Here is a 25,068-nt window from a genome sequence, read left to right as displayed (position 1 = left end):
TAGGTGTTCCGCCCCGGGCGTGGCCGGCAGGGCCTCCACCACGGTCGTCAAGTCGCCCCTGGCTCCGGTCAGTTCGGGGTCGGGGTACTGCAGCAGCAGCGACACGAGCCGCAGCATCAGCGCTCGGCCCGCCGTCTCCTCGGGGCCGAGCCGGGCCGGGCGGCGCACGGCCGCTCGGACGCGGGTGCGGACGAGGGCGGGAATGGTCGGGGGAAGCGGGCTCACGGACGGCCTCCGGCAGTGGTGTGGCGGCGCAGGGTGGGGATGCCGAGCATGACCTTGCGGGGCTCGGCGTCGCCGGACGTCTCGACCGGGCAGCGGTTCTCCGTCGCGGTGAGCGCGGCGGCGTCCTCCTTGTGGGCGGCGGGGACGACGTACCGGTCGGTGTACTTGGCGATGGCGAGCAGCCGGTGCAGGTCCTGCGCCTGGCGTGCGGTCAGGCCGACGGCCTCGAGCACCGTCTCGTCGCCGTCCTCGCCGAGGGTGCGTTCACGCATGTACGAGCGCAGCGCGGTGAGTTTCATCAGCACCCCGGCGACCACGTCGGTGTCCCCGGCGGTGAACAGCTCGGCCAGGTACTCCAGGGGGATGCGCAGCCGGGTGACGGCCGCGAAGACGTGGTCGGGGTCGTCCTGGTCACCGCCCGCCGCGTCGACGGCGTCGAGGACCGGGGAGAGCGGCGGCACGTACCAGACCATGGGCATCGTCCGGTACTCCGGGTGCAGCGGCAGCGCCACCTTGTAGCGCACGACCAGGTCGTACACCGGGGACCGGCGTGCCGCGTCCAGCCAGTCCTCCGCGATGCCGGACTCCCGTGCCGCGGCGATCACTTCGGGATCGGACGGGTCGAGGAGGACACCGCGCTGGGCGTCCAGCAGGTCCTTCTCGTCCGGGGTGGCCGCGGCCTCACCGACGCGGTCGGCGTCGTACAGCAGCACGCCGAGGTAGCGGAGCCGGCCGACGCAGGTCTCGGAACAGACGGTGGGCTGCCCGGCCTCGATGCGCGGGAAGCAGAACGTGCACTTCTCCGCCTTGCCGGTGGCGTGGTTGACGTACACCTTCTTGTACGGGCAAGCCGTCACGCACATCCGCCAGCCGCGGCAGCGGTCCTGGTCGACCAGGACGATGCCGTCCTCGACCCGCTTGTACATCGCGCCCGACGGACAGGCAGAGACGCAGGCCGGGTTGAGGCAGTGCTCGCACAGCCGCGGGAGGTGGAAGAGGAAGGTCTGCTCGAACTCGAACTTGACCTTCCGGGCCCACTCGCCGGTGAGGTTGGGGTCGCCTGCGGCGTGCTCGGGCGCACCGCCGAGGCCGTCCTCCCAGTTGGCGCCCCAGGTGATGGCGGTGGGTCTGCCGGTGAGGACCGAGCGGGGGCGGGCGACGGGCATGTCCTTCTGGGCGGGGGCGCCGACGAGGTTGTCGTAGTCGTAGGTGACCGGCTCGTAGTAGTCCTCGATGGACGGGAGGTCCGGGTTGGAGAAGAGGGACAGCAGGCGCTTGACCCGGCCGCCGGAGCGCAGGACGAGACGCCCGCGCTTGTCGAGCCTCCAGCCGCCCTTCCACTGCTCCTGGTCCTCGTAGCGGCGCGGGTAGCCGACGCCGGGCTTGGTCTCGACGTTGTTGAACCAGGCGTACTCGACGCCGGTGCGGTTGGTCCACGTCTGCTTGCAGGTGACCGAGCAGGTGTGGCAGCCGATGCACTTGTCCAGGTTCATGACCATGGCCACCTGTGCCATCACGCGCATGTCAGTACTCCACTTGCTGGCTGCGGCGGCGGATGACGGTGACCTCGTCGCGCTGGTTGCCGGTCGGGCCGTAGTAGTTGAAGGCGTAGGTGAACTGCGCGTAGCCGCCCGCGAGATGGGTGGGCTTGAGCAGCAGCCTGGTGAGCGAGTTGTGGATGCCGCCGCGCCTGCCGCTGACCTCGGTCTTCGGGACGTTCACGGTGCGGTCCTGGGCGTGGTACATGTACACGGTGCCCTCGGGCATGCGGTGGGTGACCACGGCGCGGGCGGCGACGACGCCGTTGCGGTTGTACGCCTCGATCCACTCGTTGTCCTTGACGCCGATCTTCTCGGCGTCCTCCACCGACATCCAGACCGTGGGTCCGCCGCGGGACAGGTCGAGCATGTACTTGTTGTCCTGGTAGTTCGAGTGGATGGACCATTTCGAGTGCGGGGTCAGGTAGCGGACGGTGACCTCGGCGCGGCCGTTCTCGTGCAGGTGCTCGTCGCCGTAATGCCGGGGTGTGTTCAGCGGGGGCCGGTAGACCGGGAGTTGCTCACCGAGCTCGGCCATCCAGTCGTGCTGGACGAAGAAGTGCTGCCGGCCGGTGAGGGTGTGCCAGGGCTTCTTGTGCTCGGTGTTGATGACGAACGGCGAGTAGCGGCGCCCTCCGGTCTCGCTCCCGGACCACTCGTAGGAGGTCATCACCGACCGGGGCTGTACGCGGGTGTCCGCGAAGGTGATCCGCTCGGCCTCGCGTTCGGCGGCGAGTTCCACCAGACCCTCGCTGCCGGTCCGCCGCTCCAGTTCGCGGAAGCCCTCGGTCGCCAGGCGGCCGTTGGTGGTGCCGGACAGGGCGAGGATCGCCTCGCACATGTCGGACGCGGTGGCCAGGGAGGGCCGCCCGGCGGCGATCCCTTCCTGCACGGTGCCGCAGCGGCGGCGCAAGTCGTCGATCTCCCGGTCCGGGTGGACGGTGACGCCCTTCGTGGTGGTGCCCAGCGTGTCCAGCAGCGGACCGACGGCGCGCATCTTCTGCGCGATCGCGGCATAGTCCCGTTCGATCGTGACCAGCTTCGGCATGGTCCGCCCGGGGACTGGCTCGCACTCGCCGGCCTTCCAGTCCCGTACGACCCCGCCGGGCTGGGCGAGTTCGTCCGGGGTGTCGTGCAGCAGGGGCACCGCGAGGACGTCGGTGCGGGTGCCCAGGTGCTCGGCCGCCAGCTCGCTGAACCTGTCGGCGATGGCCAGGAAGGCGTCGTAGTCGGTGCGGGCCTGCCAGGGCGGGGCGATGGCCGGGGTGAAGGCGTGCACGAAGGGGTGCATGTCCGTACTGGACAGGTCGTCCTTCTCGTACCAGGTCGCGGCCGGCAGGACGACGTCGGAGAGCAGGCCGGTGGAGGTCATCCGGAAGTCCATGGTGACCAGCAGATCGAGCTTGCCCTCGGGGGCCTCCTCCCGCCACACCACCTCCTTCGGGCGCCCCTCCGGCGGGGTCTGCTCGGAGCGGACCGCCGCCTCGGTGCCCAGAAGATGCCGTAGGAAGTACTCGTTGCCCTTGCCGGACGAGCCGAGCAGGTTGGCCCGCCACACGGTCAGCACCCGGGGGAAGGCGGCGGGGTCGTCCGGGTCCTCGACCGCGAACCGCAGCCGCCCCGACTTCAGCTCCTCGACGATGTGTTCCGCGACGGGCCGGCCGGCTCGCGCCGCTTCGTCCGTCAGGTCGAGGGGGTTGCGGTTGAAGCCGGGGTGACCGGGTGTCCAGCCCAGCCGCACGGCCTGCGCCAGGCAGTCGGCGAACCCCTTTCCCTCGAACCGCCCCTGCCCGAGCGGGGAAGCCAGCTCTTGCGGCCCGAACGCCTCGTAGCGCCACTGGTCGGAGTTCAGGTACCAGTACGAGGTGCCCGCCATGTGCCGGGTGGGCCGCTGCCAGTCGAAGGCGAACGACAGGTGCTGCTGTCCGGTGACCGGGCGGACCTTCTCCTGGCCGACGTAGTGCGCCCAGCCGCCGCCGTTGACGCCCTGGCAGCCGGTCATGGTCGTCAGCGCCAGGAAGGCGCGGTAGATGGTGTCCGAGTGGAACCAGTGGTTGGTGCCGGCTCCGAGGGCGATCATGGAACGGCCCTTGGTCCGCTCGGCGTTGCGGGCGAACTCCCGGGCGATCCGCGCCGCCTGCTCGGCCGGCACGGAGGTGATCGTCTCCTGCCAGGCGGGCGTGTACGGCTCGGCCGCGTCGTCGTACGAGGTGGGCCAGCTGCCCGGCAGACCGGGGCGCGCGACACCGTACTGGGCGAGCATCAGGTCGAGGACGGTGGTGACCAGACGGCCGCCGACCGTGCGGACCGGCACGCCCCGCAGCATGACCGTGCCGCCCTCGGTGGCGCCCTCGTCGAACCGGGGCAGAGCGACCTCCACCGTGTCCTCGGCCGACTCCAGCAGGCTCAGCTCGGGTTCGACGTCACCGAGTTCCAGGTTCCAGCGGCCTCGCCCGGCTTCCCCCCACCGGAAGCCGAGCGAGCCGCCGGGGACCACCGGTTCGCCGGTGGCCCGGTCCAGCAGGACCGTCTTGAACGCCGCGTTCTCCTCGGTCTCCTCGCCACGGCCGAGATCGGCGGCGGTCAGGAACCCGTCCGGCACGAGGCCGCGGTCGTGTTCGCGCAGGGTCACCAGGAACGGGGCGTCGGTGAACTTCCGCAGGTAGTCCTGGAAGTACGGCACCTCGCGGTCGACGAGGAACTCGCGCAGGATCACATGTCCCATGGCCATCGCCAGCGCGCCGTCCGTGCCGGGGTGCGGGGCCAGCCACTCGTCGGCGTGCTTGACGTTGTCGGCGTAGTCGGGGCTGACCGCGACGACCTTCGTACCGTTGTAGCGGGTCTCGGTCAGGAAGTGCGCGTCCGGTGTCCGGGTGACGGGGATGTTAGATCCCCACATGATCAGATAGCCGGCGTTCCACCAGTCCGCCGCCTCCGGGACGTCGGTCTGGTCACCGAAGACCTGCGGCGAGGCGATCGGCAGATCCGCGTACCAGTCGTAGAACGACAGCAGGGTGGCGCCGATCAGTGAGTGGTAGCGGGCGCCGGCCGCGAAGGACGCCATCGACATCGCCGGGATGGGCGAGAAGCCCGCGACGCGGTCCGGGCCGTACGTCTTGGTCGTGTGTACCTGGGCGGCGGCGATCAGCTCGGCCACCTCGTCCCAGTCGGCCCGCACCAGACCGCCCTTGCCGCGGGCCCGCTTGTAGGCGCGTGCCTTCGCCGGATCACCGGTGATCTCGGCCCAGGCCGCGACCGGGTCGCCGAGCCGCCCCCGGGCCTCGCGCCACAGCTTCAGCAACGCACCGCGCACGTACGGGTGGCGGACCCGGCTCGGCGAGTACGTGTACCAGGAGAACGACGCCCCGCGCGGGCAGCCGCGCGGCTCGTACTCGGGGCAGTCCGCGCCGATCGACGGGTAGTCGGTGGCCTGGTGCTCCCAGGTGATGATTCCGTCCTTGACGTACACCATCCACGAGCAGGAGCCCGTGCAGTTCACACCGTGCGTCGAGCGCACGACCCTGTCATGGGCCCACCGGTCCCGGTAGAAACCCTCCCACTTGGGGTCGCCGGTGCCGAACACGGCGCGTCCGTCGGCCGACACCTCACGGCGGGTGAGCAGTCTGCGAGCGGCCAGCGGCCAGTCCTCACCGGCGCGGGACGCCCGGCGCGGTGCGTTCGGATCGTTCTCCATGGCCGGGAACGCTATGCGGCGCGGCACCCGGTGCACCTGGGGCCGGCGGTCCCCGCAGGACGGCCCTCCGGCCCCATCCGTCCGGGCGGAAGAGGGACCAATGGCCCGGTGACGGGGGCCGGTCGGCCGGGTCGCGGGGACGCCCGTGCCGCCGGATCCGTCAGGCGGCCGTCGCCGGTCCCCGGCCGCTCACCGGCCGGGAGCGGCGCGAGGCCGGAGCGGCCGACGGCGACGCGCGCCGCTCACCGGGAGGCCGTCGGCATGCCCGGGTTGCCGTAGTAGGCGTCGGGTCCGTGTTTGCGTGTGTAGTGGCGGTCGAGAAGGTGCGGCGGCGGCGGTGCGGTCGGGGACAGTGTGAGGGTGTGGATGGCCATGTCGGCGACCGCCTCGCAGATGATCGCGTGTTCCAGGGACTTGCGGGCGTCCGGTCCCCAGGTGAAGGGGCCGTGGTTGGCGACGAGGGCCGCCGGGACCTCCGCCGCCCTTCGGTCGTCCTTGTGCAGCATGTCCACGATGACCTGGCCGGTGTTGTACTCGTAGTCCTTCGCGCACTGCTCCGGGGTGAGGTCGGGGGTGCAGGGGATGGGGCCGTTGAAGGTGTCGGCGTGGGTGGTGCCGAGTACGGGGATGTCGCGTCGGGCCTGGGCGAACGCGACGGCGTGGGTGGAGTGGGTGTGGGTGACCCCTCCGACGGAGGGGAAGGCCAGATACAGACAGCGGTGGGTCTCGGTGTCGGTGGAGGGACGCAGGTCGCCGTCGACGACGGCGCCGTCGGACAACCGGACGGTGACCAGGTGCTCGGCGGTGAGCCGCTCGTAGGGCACACCGGAGGGTTTGATCAGGAACACCCCGGCCTCCCGGTCGACACCGCTGACGTTCCCCCAGGTGAGGGTGGCGAGGCCGACCTGGGGAATGGCGAGGTTGGCCTCCAGGACCTCCTGCCGCAGGCCGTCACGGACTCGTGCGGTCATTCGGTGGTCTCCTTGCTGTGCGGTGCGGATGCTGTCGGGAGGCGCTCACAGGGGCTGGGCGAGGCGGTGGTAGGCGGCGTTCCAGCGGATCTCCTTGGCGAACTGATCGGGGCGGGTGTGCTCGTCGATGGCGAGCAGTTCGACTCCGGTCATGGCGGCGAAGTCGCTGAGGATCTCCAGTCCCACGGCGGAGCTGAGCACGGTGTGGTGCGGGGCACCGGCCAGCAGCCAGCTCTCGGCCGACTCCGCCAGGGAGGGACGTGGCTCCCACACGGCGCGGGCCACGGGCAGGAGGGGGAGCGGCTGGCTGGGGGGTACGACGTCGACGGCGTTGGCGGTCAGCCGGAACCGCTCCCCCAGGTCCGACAGGCCGACGACGAGGGCGGGTCCGGGGGCGGCGTCGAAGACGAGACGGACGGGGTCCTCACGGCCGCCGATGGACAGGGGGTGGATCTCGCAGCGGGGACGGCCGGCCGCCACCGAGGGGCACACCTCCAGCATGTGGGCGCCGAGGATCCGGGGGGTGCCGGGGCCGAGGTGATAGGTGTAGTCCTCCATGAACGTGGAGCCGCCCGGGGCCCCCTGGCCCATGACCTTCATCGTGCGCAGCAGCGCGGAGGTCTTCCAGTCGCCTTCGCCGCCGAAGCCGTAGCCGTCGGCCATGAGCCGCTGGACGGCGAGGCCGGGAAGCTGGCGCAGTCCGCCGAGGTCCTCGAAGTTGGTGGTGAAGGCCGTGAAGCCGCCCTCCGTGAGGAAGGTGCGCAGACCGATCTCCAGACGGGCGGCGTACAGCAGCGAATCGTGCCGGATGCCGTCCGGCCAGAGCGCCGGCACCACGTCGTACGACTCACGGTACTCGGAGGCCAGTTCGGCGGCCGCCTTGTCCTCGACGGCGTCGACGAACTCGACCAGGTCGTTCACCGCGTAGGTGTTCACGGAGAAGCCGAACCGCATCTGCGCCTCGACCTTGTCGCCCTCGGTGACGGCGACGTCGCGCATGTTGTCGCCGAAACGGGCCAGGCGCAGGGTGCGCGCGGAATGACGGCCTGCCGCGGCACGGGACCAGGTGGCGACACGTCCCACCACCCTGGAGTCGGTGACGTGTCCGGCGACGATCTTGCGGTGGACGCCGATGCGGGACTCGAGGTGGGCGAACTCCCGGTCGCCGTGGGCGGCCTGGTTGAGGTTCATGAAGTCCATGTCGATGCTCGACCAGGGCAGCGACAGGTTGTACTGGGTGTGCAGGTGCAGCACCGGCCGGTCCAGCGCGCTCAGGCCCGCGATCCACATCTTGGCCGGGGAGAAGGTGTGCATCCACACGACCACACCGACACAGGCGTCGGACACGCTCGCTTCCCGGCACAGCCTGCGGATGGACTCCGCGTCGGTGAGGATCGGCTTCCAGACGATCCGCAGCGGGATCTCGGGAGCGGAGTCGAGCAGCTCGGCGATCTGCTGGGACTGGTGGGCGACCTGGCGCAGCGTGTCCTCGCCGTACAGGCCCTGGCTGCCGGTGAGAAACCAGATCTCCTGGCCGTCGTAGGGCGTTTCGGGTGTCGTCATGTCAGGGTCCTTTCGGGGTGGAGCCACTCGGGCGGTAGTTCCGACGCCGCTCAGGCGGACGCCTCGGCGCGGATGCGACGCAGCCGGTGCATGACGTCGTTGGTGCCGCGGCCGAAGTAGTCGTGCAGCAGCCGGTACTCGGCGTAGAGGCGGTCGTAGGCGGCGGCACGTTCCGGGTCCGGCTGGTACACACCCCGGTCGGCCTTGCCCATGGAGCGGGCGGCGCTCTGGATGTCGGCGTACGCCCCGGCAGCCACCGCGGCGTGCATCGCCGAGCCGAGAGCGGGACCCTGGGTGGAGCCGATGACTCCCAGGGGGCGGCGGGTGACATCGGCGTAGATCTGCATCAGGAGGGCGTTCTTCGTCAGACCGCCCGCGATGATCAGTTCGTCGACCGGCACCCCGGACGTCTCGAACGCCTCGATGATGGTTCGGGTGCCGAACGCGGTGGCCTCGAGCAGCGCCCGGTAGATGTCCTCGGGCCGGGTCGACAGCGTCAGGCCCACCATCACGCCGCTCAGATCGTGGTCGACCAGCACGGAGCGGTTGCCGCTGTGCCAGTCCAGCGCGATCAGTCCGTGCTCGCCCACCTGCTGACCGGCCGCGAGCGCCGTCAGGTGCTCGTGCGCGTCACGGCCCAGCGCGGCGGCCTGTTCCGCGTACTCGGCGGGCAGTCCGGTGCGTACGAACCAGCCGAAGATGTCACCGACGCCGCTCTGCCCGGCCTCGTAGCCCCACAGCCCGGGCAGGATGCCGCCGTCGACGACACCGCACATGCCCGGCACGGTGCCCTGCCGGCGGGAACTCATCACATGACAGGTAGACGTGCCCATGATGGCGACCATCTGCCCCGGCTCGACCGCCCGCGCCGCGGGCGCCGTCACATGTGCGTCGACATTGCCGACGCAGACCGCGATGCCCTCCGGCAGCCCCGTCCAGGCCGCCGCCTCGGCCGTCAGCCCACCGGCCCTCGCACCGAGTTGGGCGATGGGCTGGTCCAGCTTGTCGTCCACGAAGTCCGCGAAGGCGGGGTTGAGCGCCGCCAGGTAATCACGGCCGGGGTAGGCGCCGTCCTGGAACTGGCCCTTGTAGCCGGCCGTGCAGGCGTTGCGCAGGTACGTGCCGCACAGCCGCCAGACGATCCAGTCCGCCGCCTCCACCCACCGCTCGGTCAGCCGGTAGATCTCCGGGTCCTCCTCGAGCACCTGCAGTGCCTTGGCGAACTCCCACTCCGAGGAGATCCGGCCGCCGTAGCGCTGCAGCCAGTCCTCCTTCCGCTCGGCCGCCAGCGCGGTGATCCGGTCGGCCTGCGCCTGGGCGGCGTGGTGCCGCCACAGCTTGACGTAGGCGTGCGGGCGGCCGGTCAGGGCGGGCAGGTCGCACAGCGGCGTGCCGTCCGCGAGTACCGGCAGCACCGTGCACGCGGTGAAGTCGGTACCGATGCCGATGACCTGCTCCGGCCGGACACCGGCGTTCGCCACCGCCGCGGGCACCGCGTGCCGCAGTACGTCGATGTAGTCGGACGGCACCTGCAGCGCCCAGTCCGGGGGCAGCCGGGTACCGTCCGGCAGCTGTCTGTCCAGGACCGCGTGCCGGTACGCGTGCTCGGCCGTGCCCAACTCCGCGCCGTCGCGCACGCGGACCACCACGGCCCGCCCGGACAGCGTGCCGAAATCGACTCCGACGACGCACGGCTCCGGTTGCCCGGCAATCTCACCCGAGGCGTTCACCATCACCCTCCTCCATACAGGTATTCGATATGTCGGTCACTGTTCGGCTGCCTGGAGGCGCCGAAGCGGCATCCGCGCACGGACCGGCGGAGTCGACCGATGTCCTAGCTCCGGCTCCGGCCGAAGTAGCGGGCGCGTACCCGGTCGAGCAGGATCGCGACGCCGAGCACCGCTCCCTGCACGACCTGCTGGTCGTACGGGCTGACCTTGAGCGCGAGCAGACCGTTGGTGATGAACTCCAGCAGGATCGCACCGGCCGCGATGCCGGCGATGCGGCCCTCGCCGCCCGAGAGCGACATCCCGCCGACCACCGCGGCTGCGATCGCGGTCAGTTCCCAGCCCGCACCGACCGAGGGGTCGGCCACGTTCATCCTGCCGATCACCAGGACGCCGACCACACCGGCCAGTACCGCACTGGCGACATAGGTGGAGGTGATGCGGCGGGCGGTCGGGATACCGGCGAGCCGGGCGGCCTCCTTGTTGCCGCCGACCGCGTAGATCTGGCGGCCCACGTAGGTGCGTTCCAGCACGAACCAGGCGACGGCGGCGGCTGCCACGAAGAACAGCGCGGGGACGGGTATCTCGCCGATGTAGTACTGGCTCAGGTTGCTGAACATCGGGTCGAGGTTGTTGATCGGCGAGCCGCTGGTGATGGCGAGCGCCGTGCCCTGTGCGACGGTGTAGGTCACCAGGGTGATCACGAAGGGCGGCACGTTGAGCCGGGTGACCATGACGCCGTGCCACAGCCCGACCGCGCCGCAGATCACCAGGGTGAGCAGTATCGCCGCCGGTGCCGGCAGGCCCTCGTTGACGTTCAGCCAGGCGGCCAGGATGCCGGCCAGGCCGGCCAGCGCGCCCACCGACAGGTCGATGCCACCGGTCAGGATGACCAGCGACTCACCGATCGCCAGAATGCCGACCTGCGACAGGTCACGGCCCATCACCTGGAGGTTGCCCACCGCCGTGTACGTGTCCGCGTTCGCGGCGATCCCGGCGAACACCAGTACGCAGGCGATGATCACTCCTGCCTCGGGGGAGGCGGCGAGCTTGCGGAGGAGGTTCGACACGGCCGGACGGGCGGGCGGTGCGGCGATCTCGTCGGGGGCGAGCGTGCTGTGCGCGCTCATGCGGTGGCTCCGTTCGTCAGTGACTGCTGACCGGGCACTTCCTGGCCCGGTGTTTCCGGGATGAGAGCGGACGTTCCGGCCGCGGCCGTCATGATCCGTTCCTTGGTGGCGTCGGCCCGGTCGATGACCGTGACCACCCGCCCGTGGTTCATCACCGCGATGCGGTGGCAGATCCACAGCAGCTCCTCCAGTTCGGAGGAGGCGACCACGAGCGCCATGCCCTGCTCGGCGGCCCGGTCGATGAGCTTGTAGATCTCCGCCTTCGCGCCCACGTCCACACCGCGGGTCGGCTCGTCGAGCAGCAGCAGGCGCGGTTCGGCGGCGAAGGCCCGGCCGAAGATGGCGCGCTGCTGGTTGCCGCCGGACAGCGAGCCGATCGGCTGCTCCACCGACTGCATCCGCACATTGACGTTCTCGGTGATCTTTCGCGCTTCGGCGCGTTCGCGGCGCGGGCCGAGCAGGCCTCGCGTACTGATCCGCTTGAGCACGGAGATGACGACGTTCGACCGGATCGGTGCGAACAGCACCAGTGACTGTTCCTTGCGGTCCTCCGGGATCAGCGCGATGCCGGCCGCCACGCCGTCGCCCGCGCCCCGCGGCCGGTAGGGCTCGCCGCCCAGGAGCATCGCACCGCCCGTCGAGGGCTGCGCTCCCGCGATCGTGTGGATCAGGCGGCTGCGGCCCGAGCCCATCAGCCCGGCCACTCCCAGGATCTCGCCCTCGCGCACCTCCAGGTCGACGGGGCCGAGACCGTCCGCGGTCAGCCCCTGCACCTGAAGCAGGATCGGGCTCGTCGCCGACGGCGCCTTCGGCTCGCCCTGGGCCACCTCGCCACCGACCATCTCCCGGATCAGCCGCTCCTCGGTGGCCTCCCCCGGGTCCAGGTCGGCCACCAGCCTGCCGTTGCGCAGCACCAGCACGCGGTCGCTGATCTCCCGCACCTCGTCCAGCCGGTGCCCGATGAACAGCACGGTGCCGCCCCGCTCGGCCAGTTGCCGGGCCAGCCCCAGCACCATCTCGGCCTCGACCGGCCCGAGCGAGGAGGTCGGCTCGTCCAGGATCAGCAGCTTGGGCTCACGGCCCCAGGCCTTGGCGATCTCGATCATCTGCCGGGTCGGCACCGGAAGGGTACGCACCTCCCGGCGCACCGGGATCCGCTCGGCGGACAGGCCGATCTCCGCCAGCATCGCCGCGGCCTCGGCCCGTTGGGCACCGCGGTCCACCAGGAACCGCCGCCTCGACTGCCGTGGCCGACGGCCCAGCAGCAGGTTCTCCGCCACCGAGAGCTGGCCGACCAGGGGGAACTCCTGGGAGACCATGGCGACACCGAGCTGTGCCGCCGCCTCGGTGGACCCCGCGACGAGGGGTTCGCCGTCGATGAGGATCTCGCCGCCGTCCCGGTGGACGGAGCCGGCCAGGGTCCCCATGAGGGTGGACTTGCCGGCCCCGTTCTCACCGACGACACCGACGACCTGCCCGGCGTAGAGGTCGAGCTCCGGCAGATCGAGGACGCGTACCGGACCGTAGGACTTGTGCACCCCCCGCAGCCGCGCGGTCACCGCGCGGCCGAGGGCGTTCTCCGTAGCCGTCATGCTCAGCTGATCCCGAGCTTGGACTCGAGGGCCTGGTAGTCGCTCAGGTCGGACTTGGTGACCAGACCCACGCCGGAGCTCAGGGTCGAGCCGTCCTTCTCCAGGTAGGGCTTGACGATCGCCATGGTCTTGGCCTTGCCCAGTACCTTCTCCGCGGCCAGGATGTACGCCCCGGTGTAGCCCTGCTGGTACGGCATCTGCACGACCGTGCCGGAGATGACGCCGGACTTGATGAACTTCAGGGTCTGGGCGTCGGAGTCGTCCGACACGATGTGCACCGACGAGGTCTTGCCGGCCGAGGTCACCGCCTGGGCCAGCGCGGGTCCGTCGTAGGAGTAGACGCCGTACAGGCCGTTGACGTCCGGGTTGTTGGCGAGGATGGTCTCGGCGTCGGAGGTCGCCGTGCTGGCCGAGAGGTTGTCGTTGACCTTCTGCGCGACCGTGATCTTCGTTCCCTTGAGTGCCGCCTCGAAGCCCGCGATGCGCTGGGTGGCGTTCGACGCGGTGAGCGAGCCGACCAGGATGGCCACCTTGCCCTTGCCGCCGAGCACCTGCTTCATCGCGGTGCCCGCCTGGTAGCCCGCGGTGTAGTTCGGGGTGCCCAGGTAGAGCGAGGCGGCGTCGGTCCCCGGCAGCGGCGAGTCGATCGCCAGGACGCCGATGCCCTTCTGGACGTCCTTGTGGATGGTGCCCGCGGCGGAGGTCGGGTCGATCGCCGAGATCGAGTATCCGGTGACGCCCTGCGAACGCAGGGTCTCGAGCTCAGAGTTCTGCTCGGTCAGCTTGCCGTTGGGCGGGGCGAAGTACGTGCACTTGCTCTTCGAGATGCCGAGGTCGGAGCAGCCCTTGAGGAAGCCGACCTGGCCGGCCTTCCAGTAGTCGGCGGCCACGTTCACCACCATGGCGATGTCGACCTTGGACAGGTCCTTGCCGGCCAGCGCGGACTTCAGCTTCGCGTCGAGCTTGGCGAGGTTCGCCTGGTTGAAGGTGACCGAACCGGCCAGCGCGACCGGGGCCGCGGCGGCGGCCTTCCCGGAGCCGGCCGAGCTGGAGGCGGTGGAACCTCCGGCGTTCTTGGAGCAGCCGGCGGCGGTGAGGGAGATGAGCACCGCGGTCGCGGCGGCCACGGTGCGGGATCTTCTGGTACCGATCATTCGGATCAGCGCCCTTCTGCTGTCGGGGTACGGGCGAGCCCACGGTCGGACAGGGACGTGGGCACGACGGGGTGGCTGGATCGTGTTCCCGTCCGCCGATCGGGCACGGCGGTGCCTCGAAGGCGGGTGGGACGGGTGGGTGGGGTCCACTCGCGAGCCGTGGCGGACGAGTGGTCGGCCTGTGACGGCGACGCGGGTGAACCGGTACGTGGGAGAGGCGAGCGGTGCTGGATGGAGCCGGTCGCTACGGCCGCGGGACGGGCGGTGGTGACCGAACCGCCCGCGCCGGATCAGGATTTGGCGGCTCGGGACCGGGACTGTGGCCTGGGCGGAGCTGCCGCCGGCCGGTGGGCGCGCCACGGCGGATCACCTGCCGTCGGCGCAACGCTTCGCCGATGTCGCGTCCCGAGGGGGCAGGGCGGCTCGGTGGTTCGGCGTGCGGTGCGTCACCGGCGGCGGCCACCGGCCATCACGTGTGTGGATGACGCGGAAAGTGGTCCGGCAGCCGGATCGTCGACGATCACGCTAACTTCATGCGGCCCATTTCGGTGTTCCTTTCCTACGGCAGGCCGGTGGTGGGTCACGGAGGCCGGCGGACGGGGCGCCGACGGCGATGCGACCGGGAGGTCGCTCAGTTCCGGGGGCGGGCCGCCGAGGCTCGCACCACCAGACTGGGCTGGATGATCAGGTGTGGCGTATCGGCGGACGCCGGAAGCGCCGCGTCGGGATCACCGATGATTTCGATCAGCGCGCGCAGCGCACGCCGGCCGAGTTCGTCGAAGTCCTGGCGCACGGTGGTCAGGGGCGGGCCGAAGTACTCGGCCTCCGGGATGTCGTCGAAACCGATGACACTGATGTCCTCCGGCACCCGGTGCCCGGCCTGTTGCAGGGCCCGCAGCAGACCGAGGGCCATGTGGTCGTTGGCGCAGAACACCGCGGTGACGCCGGGGTCGGCCGCGATCCGCCGACCCTGCTCGAACCCCGTGCTGGCCGTCCAGTCGCTGCCGACCAGCGGTTCCGGCACGGGAGCGCCCCGCCTTTCCAGGGCGCTGCGCCATCCGGCCGCGCGCTCCTGGGCGTCGAGCCAGGACCGCGGCCCCATCAGGTGGTGCACCGTGCGATGGCCGAGGTCGAGCAGGTAGGAGGTGACGAGCTGGGCACCCCTCTCGTTGTCCACGGCGACCGAGGCCAGCGTGGTGTGGGTGCCGCAGCCGACCGCGACCAGGGCCACGTCGGACGGCGCGTTCGCAAGCGCGCCGACCGCGGCGGTCTGCGGCGCTATCACGATGATTCCCTCCACACCCTGGTCCCGGAGGCGGTCGACGGCGTCCAGCACCGAACGCCGGTCGAGCGCGCCGACCGCGGCCACGGTGACGAAGTACTCGTGCTGCCTGGCCGCCTGCTCGATGCCGTAGAGCATGGAGGCGGGGCCGTACAGCGTGGTGTTGAAGCTGATCACACCCAGGGTCCGGGTGCGGCGGGTCGCCAGGGTGCGGGCGGCGGCGTTGGGGCGGTAGCCGAGTTCACGGACGGCCGCGAGCACCCGGTCCCGGGTGGTGGGCCGTACGTTGGGGTGGTCGTTGAGGACTCGCGAGACGGTCTGGTGCGAGACGCCCGCGACCCGGGCCACGTCCGCCATCACCGGTGCTCGTTCCCCGTCCACGTTCCACCTCCTGCTCCGGACGCGCCATCGCGTTTCGATCGACGCGTTTCCCGGCCGAGGCCGACGCGCTGTGGACGAATTGTTAGCGCACACAATCTGAAGGGGTCAAGACGTTCCAACAGGTCTCTTTCAGAACCCTTAACAGCCCTGTCATCTGTGCTCAACCACCCTGACCTGCCCGCACAGCACCGGCAACAGGCCCGCTGCACCACTGGTCGAGCGCTGAATCCAGAGAAGCGCGTGACCTTAGTTTCCCTTTTCTTGACCGTGCAAGTGGTGTTCTTCCCCATCGACGCTGACGTAGAAGATGGAGTCGCGAGACCGGCCGATCACCCCCGACAGTGCGAGAAGGCGCAGCTCGGGAGTGGTACTGGAAGCCAACACCACGGAGTCCGGCCGTTTCCCGTACCCCTGGAGCCCGGATGAGCGGCGACATCCGAGGATCTTGATTGTTAGCGCTCACACATCGCCCGCCGAGTGGATAACGATTCGCTTACTGAGTCGACATCGTGGCCCGCCGGCACTTCCCCGCACGACGGAAGAGGTTCACAGTGACAGCCAGACATCTGAGCGGGTTCCGGCTGAGGGTGGTGGGCGCGGTCCTCGCGCTGCTCGCCGGCCTCCTGGCCGCGGCCATCGGCACCGCGGGCACGGCCCAGGCCGCCGGCTCCCTGCCATGCGACATCTACGCATCCGCGGGGACCCCCTGCGCCGCGGCGCACAGCACCACGCGAGCGCTCTTCGCCTCCTACAACGGCGCTCTCTACCAGGTCAAGCGAGCCTCGGACGGTGCCACCACCGACATCGGACTGCTCAGCACCGGCGGCTACGCCAACGCCGCGGCACAGGACTCCTTCTGCTCCGGCACGACCTGCGTCATCACCAAGATCTACGACCAGACCTCCCACCACAACGACCTGACCATCGAGGGGCCGGGCGGCAACGGCGGACAGGATGTCGGCGCGATCGCCGACGCCCTGCCGGTCACGGTCGGCGGCCACGCCGCCTACGGCGTCTTCGTGTCGGCCGGCGTCGGCTACCGCGACAACAGCACCACGGGCATCGCCACCGGCGGCAACCCGGAGGGCGCGTACATGGTGACCAGCGGCCACCACGTGAACAACCGGTGCTGCTTCGACTACGGCAACGCCGAGACGTCCGGCAACGACACCGGCAACGGCCACATGGACGCGATCAACTTCGGCACCGAGTGCTGGTTCTCCTGCTCCGGCACCGGATCGGGCCCCTGGGTCGAGGCCGACCTGGAGAACGGGCTCTTCTTCGGAGGGAACGGAGCCAACCCGAACAACACCGGTATCTCCAGCGAGTACGTCACCGCCATGGAGAAGAACAACGGCACGACCACCTACGCGATCAAGGGCGGCAACGCCCAGTCGGGCTCACTGACCACCTGGTACAACGGGGCCCTGCCCAACCTCGGCGGGTACACGCCGATGCACCTGGAGGGTGCCATCGTCCTCGGTACCGGCGGTGACAACAGCAACGGCTCCGACGGCTCCTTCTTCGAGGGCGTCATGACCTCCGGATACCCGACCGACGCCGCCGACAACGCCGTACAGGCCAACGTCACATCCGTCGGCTACACCACTCCGGCCGCCAACTTCCCCGTCCCCGGCACCGCGTACCGGCTGACCAACACCAACTCCGGCAAGGTCCTGGATGCGGTCAACTGTGGTACGGGCAACGGGACTTCGATCGACATCTGGGCCTCGCTCGGCAACACCTGCCAGCAGTGGAAGTTCGCGAGCGCCGGCAACGGCCACTACACCATCACCAACGTCAACAGCGGCACGCTCCTGGACGACAAGAACTGCGGACAGTCCAACGGCACCGCCGTCCAGCTGTGGGCCTCGCTCGGCAACCGCTGCCAGCAGTGGGACGTCACCAAGGTCGGCAGCAGTTACACCATCACCAACGTCAACACCGGCATGACGCTGGACGTCGCCAACTGCGGAACGGCCAACGGGACCGCGGTGCGCCAGTGGCAGCAGCTCGACAACACCTGCCAGAGGTGGAACATCGCCCCCTGACCGAACCGACCGGCTCCGGATGCCCCGCCGGCCTTTCCGACCGGCGGGGTATCCGGGTGCCCTGAACGTACGCCTCTACTTGAGCCCGATCGCCGCGCACTGCGACCTGTACTTGGCTGTGCAGATGTCGGACAGCTTGTAGAGACCGTCGGCGATGACCGTGTCCTTGATGTTGTCCTTGGTCAGCGCGACCACGGGGACGAGCTGGCTCGGGATGTCCTTGTCGGTGGGGCTGCTGACCTTGCCCTGGGTCAGGGAGTCGAACTCGATGTCCTTGCCCTGGATCTTGGCGATGGCCATTTCGGCGGCGTTCTCCGCCTCCGTCGAGTAGGACTTGTACACGCTCATGTACTGCTCACCGGAGACGATGCGCTGCACGGCGTCGAGTGTGGCGTCCTGGCCGGTGACCGGGGGCAGTCTGGTGTCGCCCGCCGCCTTGAGGGCCTTGATGGCACCGCCCGCCATGTCGTCGTCGGCGGCGAGGACGCCGGCGATGTCGTTCTTGCCGATCGCGTCGATCGCGTTCGTCATGTTGGTCTGGGCGAACTTCGGGTCCCAGTCCGCGGTGTCGTAGGACTCGGCGATCGTCACCGTGCCGTTGAGCTGGGAGAGAGCGCCCTCCTTGAACTGCTTGGCGTTCGGGTCCAGGGGCGAGCCGTTGATCATGACGATCTTGGTGGAGACGCCGGCGTCCGGACCCAGCGCCTGGAGCAGTGAGCGGGCCTGCACCTCGCCGACCAGTTCGTTGTCGAAGGAGATGTCCGCGTCGATCGGCCCCTCGGCGAGCCGGTCGTAGGCGATGACCGGGATGCCCGCCGCCTTGGCCTTCTTCACCTCGTAGGCGATGGCGTGCGAGTCGACGGCGTCGAGCAGGATCACGTCGACCTTGTCGTCGATCATCTTCTGCATCTGGGCGTACTGTTTGTCCCCGCTCGCTTCCGCGTTGGCGTACTCGACCCTTCCCTGATGGTGTGTCAGCTCGGCGACCTTGTTCTTGATGATGGGGTAGTCGAACTTGTCATACCGGCTGGTCGATGTGTCCGGCAACAGCAACCCCACGGTCACATCGTTGCCCTCGGACGGGTTCGCCTCGGCGCTGCCCGCCGACCCGCCGACTGTCCCGCAGGCAGCCAGCGAGAGAGCCAGTGCGGGTACGGCCACCGTTATGACGACATGACGCGTTTGGGTGCTCACTTCTGGTGCCTTCCGGACGAGGATGCGGAATTGCGCCCCAGATGGCTGAAAGGCCGACGCGGAGGCGGCCACCGGCGTCAAGCGGAACCACTGCACGAGATGACGGAACCCAGCTCAGGGGCCGGGACGGAGACCGGCGGAAGGCCGCGCGCGTTCTCCGTCACGCCTCGCACACCTGCCGGCCCACCTGCCCGGCAGGGCCTGCCCGGCAGGGCCTGCCCGGCAGGGCCTGCCCGGCCGAGCCACCGCAGGGCCGACGACCTCCTCGCCACCTTTGCAGACGTGCCGGCACTCGAGACGGCCACGCCCCATCGGGTCGCGACCGGAAGTTAGAAGCCGGGGTGAGCGGGTGTCAAGGCTTCGCGCAAGGACTGCTCGGTGGGCCGAGAGACAACACCGTCGCGGGTGGATCGGGCCTGTCGTTCGCGGTCGGGGTCGATCGTGCCCGCCTTTCCGGAAGGTGTGGTTCGAAGTCTTGACGTGCCCCTGGAGTTGGCCGATAGTCGTGGCTTGATCCGAGCGGACGAGTGACAGCTGGTTGGCTCGCGGATTGTTAGCGCTAACAATCGCCGAGCGGCCCGTCGACGGATCCGCAGGCCCGGACCCTTCCGCCCGCCCTCAGTCCCCCATCAGCCCACCCTCTGTCCACCGCGAACCCGGTTGGTGCGCGGATCGCTGTCCCCGTATCGATGAACAAGGGAGTTTATGGTGCCTGCGCTGATCATGTTCCGCCGACTACGCCGGGGGCTGGTTGTCTCCTTGGCCGCGGTGGCGCTCGCCCTCGCCGGCCTCGTCGCCTTCAGCGGCACCTCACAGGCCGCCGCCCAGGGACCCTGCGACATCTACGCGGCGGGCGGCACGCCGTGCGTCGCGGCGCACAGCACCACACGTGCGCTGTTCGCCTCCTACAACGGCCCGCTCTACCAGGTGCAGCGGGCGTCGGACAGCAGGCTGCAGGACATCGGGGTGCTGTCCGCCGGCGGTGTGGCCGACGCCGCGGCGCAGGACTCCTTCTGCGCGGGCACCACCTGCACCATCACCCGCCTCTACGACCAGACCGGCGGCGGCAACACTCTCGTCTACCAGGGCCCCGGCGGGACCGGCGGCGCCGACACGGCGGCCACCGCGACCACCGAGGCGGTGAGCGTGGGCGGGCAGAAGGCGTACGCGCTGTACATCAACCCCGGCAACAGCTACTTCGCCTACAACTCCGCCGGGGGCGTGCCGACCGGCAGCTCACCCGAGGGCGAGTACATGATCACCAGCGGCACCCATGTCAACAACAAGTGCTGCTTCGACTACGGCAACACCGAGATCGACCACCACGCCGACGGCAACGGCGCCATGGACGCGATCAACTTCGGCACGGAATGCTGGTTCGGCGGCTGCAGCGGAACCGGGCCGTGGGTGCAGGCAGACATCGAGAACGGCCTGTTCAGCGGTGGCAGCAAGACATGGAACCCCAACCAGGTCTCCCAGACCAGCCGCTTCGTCACCGCGATGCTCAAGAACAACGGCACCACCCAGATGGCGCTCAAGGGTGCCAACGCCCAGTCCGGGAGCCTGACGCAGCTCTACAGCGGCGCACTGCCCAGCGGATGGAGCCCGATGAACAAGCAGGGCGCCATCATCCTCGGCAGCGGCGGCGACTGCTGCCAGACCAACACCAACGCCAGCGCGGGCACCTTCTACGAGGGCGCCATGGTCAAGGGCTACCCCTCCGACGCCACGGACGCCGCGGTCCAGGCCAACATCACCGCGGCCGGCTACAGCACCACCACCCCCTTCACCCCGGGCGCGAGGGTCTCGCTGCAGGCCACCACCGCTTGCTGCACCGGCGACTACCTGCAGCACGACACCAGCGACGACAAGGTCGTGATCGCGCCGGTGACCTCCGCCAGCTCGGCCACCGTCAAGGGTGACGCCACCTGGATCGTCCGCGCCGGACTGGCCAACGGCAACTGCGTCTCCTTCGAGTCGGCCAACGCCCCGGGCAGTTTCATCAGGCACTACGCCTTCCAGCTCCACCTCCAGCCCAACGACGGCACCAGCCAGTTCGCCGCCGACGCCACCTTCTGCTCCAAGCCGGGGAACAGCGGCACGGGCTACTCACTGCAGTCCTTCAACTACCCGGCCAAGTACATCCGCCACTACAGCTTCGCCGGCTACATCGCAAGCGACGGCGGTACCAACACCTGGGACACCACCTCGAACTGGGCCCAGGACACCAGCTGGCTCGCCGCCTCCCCCTGGAGCTGACGAGCAACCAGCCCCGGGTCCGGTGTCGAAGAGGACCGAATCCGCACCGGACCCGGCGGCGTCAACGCAACCCGCGCCGCCCGCACAGCCGGACACCCGGGGTTCGTCGACGCCATCACACCCCACCCTGTGAAGGAGCCTCTTCATGATCAAGCCACCGTGGATGCGCAGCGTCAGACGCGCGCTGCTCGCGGCCGGTGCCACCGCAGCGCTCGCCGCCGGTCTGCTCACCGCGACGACGACCGTCTCGCAGGCCGCCACCCAGGGGCCGTGCGACATCTACGCGGCGGGCGGCACCCCCTGCGTCGCCGCACACAGCACCACCCGCGCCCTGTACGCGGCGTACAACGGCCCGCTGTACCAGGTCAGGCGCGCCTCCGACAACGCCACCCTGAACATCGGGGTGCTGAGCGCCGGCGGCTTCGCCAACGCCGCAGCGCAGGACTCCTTCTGTGCCAACACCAGCTGCGTCATCACCGTCATCTACGACCAGTCCGGCAAGGGCAACAACCTCACCCAGGCACCCGCGGGCGGAGCCGCCGGCGGACCGGACAACCTCGCCAACGCCTTCGAGGCGCCGGTCACCGTCGGCGGTCACGAGGCGTACGGCGTCTACGTGGCCCCCGGCACCGGCTACCGCAACGACAACACCACCGGCATCGCCACCGGCGACCAGCCCGAGGGCATGTACGCGATCTTCGACGGCACGCACTTCAACGGCGGCTGCTGCTTCGACTACGGCAACGCCGAGACCAACGACCACGACACCGGCAACGGCCACATGGAGGCCATCTACTTCGGCAACAACAAGGTCTGGGGCTCCGGCAGCGGCAACGGCCCCTGGATCATGGCTGACCTGGAGAACGGCCTGTTCTCCGGTGTGAACCAGCACCTCAACACCGGCGACCCCACCGTCACCAACCGGTTCCTGACCGCCATGGTCAAGGGCGGCCCGAACCAGTGGGCCATCCGCGGCGGCGACGCGCAGACGGGCGGCTTGTCCACCTTCTACAACGGCGTGCGCCCCAACGTCTCCGGCTACAACCCGATGCACAAGGAAGGCTCGATCATCCTCGGCATCGGCGGTGACAACAGCAAGGGCGCCCAAGGCACCTTCTACGAAGGCGTCATGACCTCGGGCTACCCCTCGGACGCCACCGAGAACGCCGTACAGGCCAACATCACCGCCGCCGGCTACAACAGCGGCTCGACCAGCACCGGCTCACTGACGCCCGGCTCCCGGATCTCCCTGCAGGCAACCACCTCCCCCTGCTGCACCAACGACTACCTCCGCCACGACGACGCCGACACCAAGGTCGTCATCTCCAACATCAGCTCCTCCAGCTCGGCCACCGACAAGGCCGACGCCACCTGGATCGTCCGCGCCGGCCTGGCCAACAGCTCCTGCCTGTCCTTCGAGTCCGCCAACAACCCCGGCCAGTACCTGCGCCACTACAACTACGAGCTCTACCTGAACACCGACAACGGCGGTGGCTCCTTCGCGCAGGACGCCACCTTCTGCCCGACCACGGGCAACAGCGGGGTCGGCCACTCCTTCCAGTCCGTCAACTTCCCGACCAAGTACATCCGCCACTACAACTACACGGCCTACATAGCGAGCAACGGCGGCTCCAACGCCTGGGACGCCACGTCGTCGTGGGCCGCGGACACCAGCTGGCTCACCGCGTCTCCCTGGGGCTGACGGGCAACCGGCTTCCCAGAGCGCGTACAGCAGCGAGCACGGCACCCTCGCGGAACCGCGGGGGTGCCGTGCTCGCCTGTGGTGTCGAGTTCTCCTCAGTCCCCCAGGACGAAGACCGGCTTGTGGCCGGCCCGGTCGGAGGTCAGCACGTCGGGGATCTCCTCCCAGGCATGGAGGGAGCTGGTGACCAGCTCGGGGTGGAGCCTGCCCGCGGCGACCGCCTCGAGGGTCGGCGTCATGTTCGGGCGGGCATGCCCCTTGCCGCTGTGGAAGTGGACCCCGCGCTGGTAAAGCGCGAGCAGGGGGAGCTGAACGTCCTCGGAGTAGATGCCGACGCTGTTGACGTACCCCTCAGGCACGACGGACAGCAGCGCCTTGCGCAGCCGCTCCGGGTTGCAGCTCGCGTCCACGGCGAGGTGGAGTCCTTCTCCCAATTGCCGTTGACGTCGTGGACCTCCGCACCGAGCTGCTCGGCGACCTTCATCCTGACCGGGGCGTCGTCGTAGTACACGGTGCGGGCGCCGGCACAGTGCACCGCGACGTCGACGCAGTACAGGCCGATCGAACCGGTCCCGCCGAAGACCGCGACCTTCGGGTCGGTGATCCGGGCCACGGTCGGCATCACCGTCTCCCAGCCCAGTGCGAGGTTGTCACCGATCGACGCCAGGTGCACGGGGTCGACCCCGGCGGGCAGCTTGGCGAGGCTGAAGTCCGCGTAGGGAACGCGGATGAGTTCGTCGAAGGTCCCGCCCCAGGCCCCGTTCACCGGAAGGCCGTACTGGGCGTCGGCCCGGCACCGCACACCTCAGACACCCAACGCGGCGCGTACCGCCTTGACCCGCTCCTCGGCGAACACCCCGCTCTCCAGCAGCGGCAGGATCGACAGCACACCTCCGTACGAGCCCCAGCCGCCCTCGTCGATCACCCGCCCCGGAGCGCGCAGTGCCGCGTCGGCGACGACCGCGGCGCCGCTGGAATGACCCACCAGCAGGGGACGTTCACCCGGCCCGCCGAGGTGCACGGCGCTGAGGAAGCCCAGGAGCTGCCGTGTGAAGTGCTCGACGGTGTACGGGCCACGGCGTTCGCTGTAGCCGTCCCCGGTCAGATCCAGCGCGTAGACACGGTGGTCGCGTGCGAGGAGCGGGGCAAGCCGTGACCAGGTGTCGGCCTGCTCGAAGGCACCGTGGACGAGGACGACGGGCGAGCCGGTCGTGCCCCATGTCCGGTAACGCGTGTGGATGTCGGCCGCCTGAACGTAGCGCAGTCCCGCCGGAGATGCGGCACGTGGTGTGGTGAAGGCGTCGTAGGTGAAGGAGGCCGTGGTGACGGTCGCCAACAGAACGGCGCAGCCGAGCGCTGCGCGTCTCAACCACCGTCTCGGGCGAGGACGATGCCTGGTGGCGTGCGGCGCACGGCATCGGAAGCCGTCGAATCAGGGCTGACTGGCCCTGGCTGAGGGTCGACATCCATGGTTGTCCCTGTCTGCCTCGGCGGTGCCGCCCGGTGCCGCCCGGTGCCGGGGGGGCCGCGCCGGTTGTGAAAGGCCGACGACAGCGGTCGGCCGGGCGCGGCCCACTCGGCCGGAGACCGGATCCGTGAGCCCGGCTCAGAACCCGGGAAAGACCCGCCGCAGGTCGTCCAGCGTCAGCGCGCCCCCGGTGAGGGTCACGCTCGCCGGCGTGTGCGCGGGCGCGTGGCGGCCCGTGGTGAGGCGCAGCCACCACTCGGCGGGCGCGCTCAGCACCGCGTCGGGCTCGGCCGGTTCGTCGCCGAGCGTGACCGCCTCGCCGAGGTCGAGTCCGAAGGACCTCTCGGGTGCGGTGGTCCGTATCGCAAGGCGGAGCGGACCACCGTCGAACGCGTCCGCCTTGCCGAGGCGGCCGATGAGCAGGCCGGCCTGGTCGAGCAGCGGCTCGGTCGCGTCCGGCGCCAGGACGGCCGCCGGATCGAAGGCGACCTCGACGTCCCAGGTGTGGTAGGTGAACTCGCTGAGCCGCAGACCCGCCACCGTGGCCACGTCCACGGGCATCGGCAGGAAGCCGAGGTCGATCCGCAGGTCGTCGCGGGTCCGCCGGTCGAGGCTCTCGTAGCGGGCGACCAGCGCCTCGTTCGCGGGCACGAAGCTCTCGGCCCGCTCCCCCGGGGACATCGCGTCCCAGCGCGCCCAGACCGACTTGTTGAAGTCCGCGTCCCTGGGGCCGGTGCCGTCCAGAGCGCCTTCGAGGAGGGCCAGAAAGATCTCCGCACCGCTGCCCAGGTGACCGAGCACCTGCGACACGTCCCACTCCGCGGCTCCGGACCCCTTGGTGAGATCGGCGGTGCTCAGGCCGCGTACCAGCGCGGCGAGGTGGTCGTGTCCGCCCCGCAGGGCGGCGATGATCCGGTCGGCACGTTCACTCATGAGCGTCTCCACATTGGTGGGCGGTTTCCAACGGTCGTACTGAGCGGGAAAGCAGCGCGTACTCGTGCGAACAGCTCTCGGCCATCGATCCGGCGACGATGATGAGAGCACTGGCAGAAGGTCTCGAGAGAGCCGTGGGGAAGTTTACCGGACAGCCGTCCGGTTGGCGACGCCTGTCGGCCCTGGCTCATGGGCATCCAGTAC

At 69.9% G+C, this 25,068-nt stretch carries 16 protein-coding genes and 1 pseudogene; 3 read left to right on the top strand and 14 right to left on the bottom strand.

Annotation, left to right across the window (positions count from 1 at the left end; translation table 11 throughout):
- The 10 genes and pseudogenes from ACWC21_RS23895 to ACWC21_RS23850 form a co-directional block, all read right to left on the bottom strand.
- Positions 1-225, bottom strand: a pseudogene (locus ACWC21_RS23895) (nitrate reductase molybdenum cofactor assembly chaperone); the annotation flags it as partial.
- Positions 222-1,748 carry a nitrate reductase subunit beta gene (gene narH / locus ACWC21_RS23890; RefSeq protein WP_450884835.1) on the bottom strand — a complete coding sequence of 509 codons (1,527 nt, stop codon included), beginning with the start codon at positions 1,746-1,748 and terminating at the stop codon, positions 222-224. The pseudogene ACWC21_RS23895 and the gene narH, both read right to left, overlap by 4 nt.
- A 1-nt stretch (position 1,749) precedes the next feature.
- Positions 1,750-5,457, bottom strand: coding sequence for a nitrate reductase subunit alpha (locus tag ACWC21_RS23885; RefSeq protein ID WP_450884834.1), 3,708 nt, complete (start codon positions 5,455-5,457; stop codon positions 1,750-1,752).
- Between the two features lie 242 nt (positions 5,458-5,699).
- Entirely contained in the window at positions 5,700-6,428 is a 729-nt protein-coding gene (gene araD, locus ACWC21_RS23880) for an L-ribulose-5-phosphate 4-epimerase AraD (protein ID WP_450884833.1), read from the bottom strand.
- Between the two features lie 45 nt (positions 6,429-6,473).
- Positions 6,474-7,991: an L-arabinose isomerase gene (gene araA, locus ACWC21_RS23875; RefSeq protein WP_450884832.1), complete on the bottom strand. Its 1,518-nt coding sequence runs from the start codon at positions 7,989-7,991 to the stop codon at positions 6,474-6,476.
- 50 nt (positions 7,992-8,041) lie between these two features.
- Entirely contained in the window at positions 8,042-9,724 is a 1,683-nt protein-coding gene (araB, locus tag ACWC21_RS23870) for a ribulokinase (RefSeq protein WP_450884831.1), read from the bottom strand.
- 101 nt (positions 9,725-9,825) lie between these two features.
- Entirely contained in the window at positions 9,826-10,848 is a 1,023-nt protein-coding gene (locus tag ACWC21_RS23865) for an ABC transporter permease (protein WP_450884830.1), read from the bottom strand.
- Positions 10,845-12,440 (bottom strand): sugar ABC transporter ATP-binding protein, encoded by a 1,596-nt coding sequence (locus tag ACWC21_RS23860; protein ID WP_450884829.1) that lies wholly within the window; start codon positions 12,438-12,440, stop codon positions 10,845-10,847. The genes ACWC21_RS23865 and ACWC21_RS23860 overlap by 4 nt, the downstream gene beginning before the upstream one ends.
- A gap of 2 nt (positions 12,441-12,442) precedes the next feature.
- The gene (locus ACWC21_RS23855) at positions 12,443-13,567 is read right to left on the bottom strand and encodes a substrate-binding domain-containing protein (protein ID WP_450884828.1); all 1,125 of its coding nucleotides are present in this window, start codon (positions 13,565-13,567) and stop codon (positions 12,443-12,445) included.
- 658 nt (positions 13,568-14,225) lie between these two features.
- The gene (locus ACWC21_RS23850) at positions 14,226-15,233 is read right to left on the bottom strand and encodes a LacI family DNA-binding transcriptional regulator (protein ID WP_450884875.1); all 1,008 of its coding nucleotides are present in this window, start codon (positions 15,231-15,233) and stop codon (positions 14,226-14,228) included.
- Positions 15,234-15,808: 575 nt separating this feature from the next.
- Between ACWC21_RS23850 and ACWC21_RS23845 the strand changes: the two genes are divergently transcribed.
- Entirely contained in the window at positions 15,809-17,308 is a 1,500-nt protein-coding gene (locus ACWC21_RS23845) for an arabinofuranosidase catalytic domain-containing protein (RefSeq protein ID WP_450884827.1), read from the top strand.
- A gap of 75 nt (positions 17,309-17,383) precedes the next feature.
- Here ACWC21_RS23845 and ACWC21_RS23840 read toward each other — a convergent pair whose 3' ends face one another.
- Positions 17,384-18,502 (bottom strand): sugar ABC transporter substrate-binding protein, encoded by a 1,119-nt coding sequence (locus ACWC21_RS23840; RefSeq protein ID WP_450884826.1) that lies wholly within the window; start codon positions 18,500-18,502, stop codon positions 17,384-17,386.
- A 705-nt stretch (positions 18,503-19,207) separates the two neighbouring features.
- On the opposite strand from ACWC21_RS23840, the gene ACWC21_RS23835 reads away from it, so the two are divergent.
- Both ACWC21_RS23835 and ACWC21_RS23830 read left to right on the top strand, forming a co-directional pair.
- The gene (locus ACWC21_RS23835; RefSeq protein WP_450884825.1) at positions 19,208-20,761 is read left to right on the top strand and encodes an alpha-L-arabinofuranosidase B; all 1,554 of its coding nucleotides are present in this window, start codon (positions 19,208-19,210) and stop codon (positions 20,759-20,761) included.
- A 145-nt stretch (positions 20,762-20,906) separates the two neighbouring features.
- Positions 20,907-22,463: an alpha-L-arabinofuranosidase B gene (locus ACWC21_RS23830; RefSeq protein ID WP_450884824.1), complete on the top strand. Its 1,557-nt coding sequence runs from the start codon at positions 20,907-20,909 to the stop codon at positions 22,461-22,463.
- A 95-nt stretch (positions 22,464-22,558) separates the two neighbouring features.
- On the opposite strand, the gene ACWC21_RS23825 is transcribed toward ACWC21_RS23830, so the two are convergent.
- The 3 genes from ACWC21_RS23825 to ACWC21_RS23815 form a co-directional block, all read right to left on the bottom strand.
- A complete protein-coding gene (locus ACWC21_RS23825) occupies positions 22,559-22,873 on the bottom strand; it encodes a hypothetical protein (RefSeq protein WP_450884823.1) in 315 nt (104 codons plus the stop codon).
- 395 nt (positions 22,874-23,268) lie between these two features.
- Entirely contained in the window at positions 23,269-23,832 is a 564-nt protein-coding gene (locus tag ACWC21_RS23820) for an alpha/beta fold hydrolase (RefSeq protein WP_450884822.1), read from the bottom strand.
- Positions 23,833-24,069: 237 nt separating this feature from the next.
- A complete protein-coding gene (locus tag ACWC21_RS23815) occupies positions 24,070-24,864 on the bottom strand; it encodes a maleylpyruvate isomerase family mycothiol-dependent enzyme (protein ID WP_450884821.1) in 795 nt (264 codons plus the stop codon).
- Between the last annotated feature and the right edge of the window lie 204 nt (positions 24,865-25,068).

The sequence above is a fragment of the Streptomyces sp. NPDC001348 genome (assembly GCF_053597535.1).
The sequence above is the reverse complement of the archived record's forward strand: the minus strand, read 5'-3'. Positions and strand labels throughout refer to the sequence as shown.